This is a genomic window from Sporomusa sp. (genome assembly GCF_035561255.1).
GTDB lineage: Bacteria > Bacillota > Negativicutes > Sporomusales > Sporomusaceae > Sporomusa.
On the sequence record NZ_DATMXX010000088.1, the window covers coordinates 1 to 3,761 of the forward strand.

Sequence of the window (3,761 nt, forward strand, 5' to 3'; positions counted from 1 at the left end):
TGGGAAACTAATAAAGAAAAAGTGAAAGTCCAATTTTACAGAAGGCCTTTGTGTAAAATAATTTCATCTGTTATTGATGCCGGGTTCACTATCGAGAAACTGCTGGAACCTATGCCGACCAATAAATTTAAAGAGTTACAACCTAAGACCTATGAAGAATTAACCCAAAAGCCGCATTTCCTGTTTCTGAGAGCAAGAAGAAGCTAGCGACTGCAAATAAGACAAGCAGGCACCTTTTCGCAAGGTGCCTGCTTCGTTTTGTCGAAACAACCCTTGTTGGCTGAAAAAAATCCTGTGGCGCAACAAGGTGTTTGGCATTGAAATATCGAAAAAAAGATGTAATCAGAAAAATAGATCGTATAAAGTCGAAATAGTTAAGAGATGAGGTATTTGGTTGCAGGCTTTGGCATTATGGCTAGACAAAACCTTGAGCAGAATTTTTCTTGCTTTGCTGATATTTATATCAGGTTTATTAATTGCTGTCGGATTTATTACAAATAAATTTGAAGCAAATATCTATGATTACCGGCGGCAGGAACTCAAGCGCATTACTGAGGTTGCCCGGCATTCGATTGAGCCTGTTATTATACAGTACCGCACCGGGGAATTATCCCGGCAGGCAGCGTTACACAAAGTCCGGGATAGTGTCCGGACGATGACCTATAGTGATATATTTGGCGCAAACTATGTATTTATGAGCTCTTATCAAGGGATTATGCTTGTGCAGCCGTTTGAACCAAGCCTGGAAGGCAGTGATCAAAGCCAGCTTAAAGATGCACACGGCTTGCCGATTATTAGCTTGCTTATTGATAAAGCACGTCAGGGTGAGGGCTATGTTAGCTATGATTATCATCCACCTGGGCGCGTCCAGCCGCAGCAGAAGGTGTCTTATGTAATCGGTATTCCTGAACTTGAGGCCTATGTCGGGACTGGTATGTATGTTGAGGATATTCAAACAAGCTACCAAGAATTCCAGTTACAACTTCAGGGAGTATTCCTACTGTTCTTTTTACTGGTAATGGCGGCCCAGTATATGTTGCTGCAGCCGATGTTTAGCAGCTATCAACTGTTAATACAGGCTTTCGATCGATTAAAGAACTATTCGGAGGAAGCCTTAATGCTTTCTCCCTTAACCTATCGTAAAGGCTCGGAGGCCGAAAGGCTGGTCACCGGGTTTAATACCATGTTGGCCGACATGTGGGCAAAAAATGCAGCCATGCTGCAGGCACACGAGGAATTAACCCAAAGTCATGAAGAATTAACAGCCGGTAATGAGGAACTTATCGCTTTATACACAGAGTTAACAGCTGCTAATGAGTTGCTGCAAAAAAGCGAAGACCGGTACCGTTTGGCTATGGAAGGTGTTAATGATGTTATTTATGATTGGGATCTAAGTACAAATAAAATAACGTTATCAGGGCGCTGGAACGATGTCCTGGGGCTCAATGCCACCGAGGGTGTTGATATCCAAATCTTCTGGGAAGCAAGGATACACCCGGAGGATATAACAGTTCGGACACAGGCGATGGCTGAGCATTTTGCAGGAGAAACACCATTTTATGCTGCTGAATACCGTGTTATGAACCAAGCCGGGGAATATTTTTGGGTATTATCACGGGGGAAAGCTCTGTTTAATCTAGCAGGCGGCGTAATCCGCATGGCAGGATCTTTTACTGATATTAGTGAGCATAAACGACGGGAGGCAGAAATCTGGAGATTGGCTTACCGGGATTCCCTAACCGGACTTGCTAACAGGCGGCTCTTAACTGAACGACTGCGTAGTGAACTGGTACTGGCTCAAAACGGTCAGGGCTGCGGCGCCATGCTTTATCTTGACCTGGACAATTTTAAGCTTGTTAATGACTCCTGCGGTCATATTCAAGGTGACCAGCTTCTTATTGAAGTTGCCGGCACGCTTGTAAAAATAGTTGATGAACATCATTTAGTGGCCCGTTTGGGTGGTGATGAGTTTGTGGTATTACTGACAAATGTTTGCCAGATCACAGAGGTCTCTCAGTATGCGGCAAAGCTCCTTAAAGCATTAGCACAAGAAGTTAATTTAGGTGCCCATCCTTTTTTTCTATCTGTTAGCATCGGGATAGCATGTTATCCTCTTAATGGCACTGAAGTTGATGAGATACTAAAGAATGCCGATACGGCGCTTTATGCCGCTAAAAGCGCCGGCAAGAACAGCTATCGTTTCTTCGCGGCTTCGATGCAGGAAACCCTGATTCAAAAACTCAAAATGGAGCGCAGTTTGCGGATCGCAGTGAGCAAGGAAGAGTTTTTGCTGTATTTTCAACCGATAGTGCACTTAGCTACAGGACGGGTTTCCGGATTCGAGGCTTTATTACGCTGGAATAATCCCCAAAGAGGCCTGATATCTCCGGGAGAGTTTATTCCGTTAGTGGAAGAGTCCGGGCTAATTGTCCCTATTGGCAATTGGGTTATGCAGACTGCCTGTACATTTGCCCGCAAACTAAGTGATATGGCGTATGCTCATATTTATGTTGCCGTTAATGTTTCGGTTAAACAGCTTGCCTGTGATGATTTTGTAGCGATGGTTAAGTCAGCCTTACATGAGGCCGCAATACCGGCTACTATGCTGGAGCTTGAGATTACTGAAACAATATTGATGAATTCGGAATGCTTTAATACCAATATTGCGAAACTCAAGGAGCTAAAAGACATCGGAGTCCGCATTGCCCTTGATGATTTTGGGACAGGATATTCCTCGTTGACTTATCTAAAGCAATTACCGATTGATGTCGTAAAGATTGATAAGGCGTTTGTGGATGATTTGACCGCTGGTGAAAAGAATGTCCCGCTTATGGGTTCTATCATAGCCCTGGCCCATAATTTGGGACTAGAGGTAGTTGCTGAGGGCGTGGAGACAAAAGAACAGTGTGATTTGCTGCGAGCATGGCAGTGTGATTCTATCCAAGGCTATTTGATTAGTCATCCTGAGCCGGCAGCAGTAGCGTTGGCGAAGTTGCAGACCGATCAATTCAGCGGTTCATTAGAATAGGAGTATCACTAGGTTCTTGGGCCGGACACAATAAAGAATCCTGGCAATTTGTGAAATTGACAGGATTCTTTTTGTATGTAATAAGTATGGGAAGTATATCAGAGCACAAGTGTCATATCAAACCACTGAGATCCACCATGTGTGGATTGTGAGACTCCATTATTCATATAACCAAACGATTCATAATAATGTACTAACCGATCCTTACAAGTCAGAATGACGCTGCCGCGACCGGTATTCCTGGCGATCTGAATAAAATTCTGCATTAGCTGGGACGCAATTCCCTGCCTGCGGTATTCCGGAATTACATCCAGCCCAAAGACAGTTAGGTTTTTACCCTGTGGTATATGATGTTTCGTACTATGAAACAGGTCATCATAGATAAAGGAATTGTTGGTGGCACAGCCGTTAATAAACCCAATCAGAATTCCATCTGCTTCAGCTACCAGAAAGGATTCAGGGAAAGCTGCGATCCTCTCCCTGAATGATTCCCGTGATGCAGCTTCTGATGGCGGAAAACAGATTTTCTCTATTTCAGTTATCCGGTCCAGATCTTCTGGCAGAGCTGCTCGAATTGCTACCTCTATCATAGGTATCCTCCTCTAAGATATAATCCAGCATTGCATTTGCTTTAGAATTGATTATATCACGGAGCGCTATAAACCGTCTCCTTGTTCTCTTTTAACACCGGTTTTTATACATTTTTGAAAGGGTTTGTTAGTAGAAGGTCGAA

The 3,761-nt window shown here is 43.7% G+C and carries 3 protein-coding genes; 2 read left to right on the plus strand and 1 reads right to left on the minus strand.

What is annotated here, in order from left to right; genetic code table 11:
• Together VN379_RS05335 and VN379_RS05340 are read left to right on the plus strand one after the other, a co-directional pair.
• The coding region (locus tag VN379_RS05335; RefSeq protein WP_325531570.1) for a hypothetical protein at window positions 1–207 on the plus strand (207 nt) is incomplete at its 5' end.
• A 187-nt stretch (window positions 208–394) separates the two neighbouring features.
• On the plus strand, window positions 395–3,028 hold the full coding sequence (locus VN379_RS05340; protein ID WP_325531572.1) for an EAL domain-containing protein: 2,634 nt from the start codon (window positions 395–397) through the stop codon (window positions 3,026–3,028).
• A 98-nt stretch (window positions 3,029–3,126) separates the two neighbouring features.
• Here the strand turns inward: VN379_RS05340 and VN379_RS05345 are convergent, their stop codons facing one another.
• Window positions 3,127–3,618, minus strand: a complete 492-nt coding sequence (locus VN379_RS05345) for a GNAT family N-acetyltransferase (RefSeq protein ID WP_325531574.1) — start codon at window positions 3,616–3,618, stop codon at window positions 3,127–3,129.
• Window positions 3,619–3,761 lie beyond the last annotated feature (143 nt).

Excerpts from the sequence above, each read along its gene's own strand:
- VN379_RS05345 (WP_325531574.1), bottom strand. The coding sequence starts at position 3,618 with ATGATAGAGGTAGCAATTCGAGCAGCTCTGCCAGAAGATCTGGACCGG.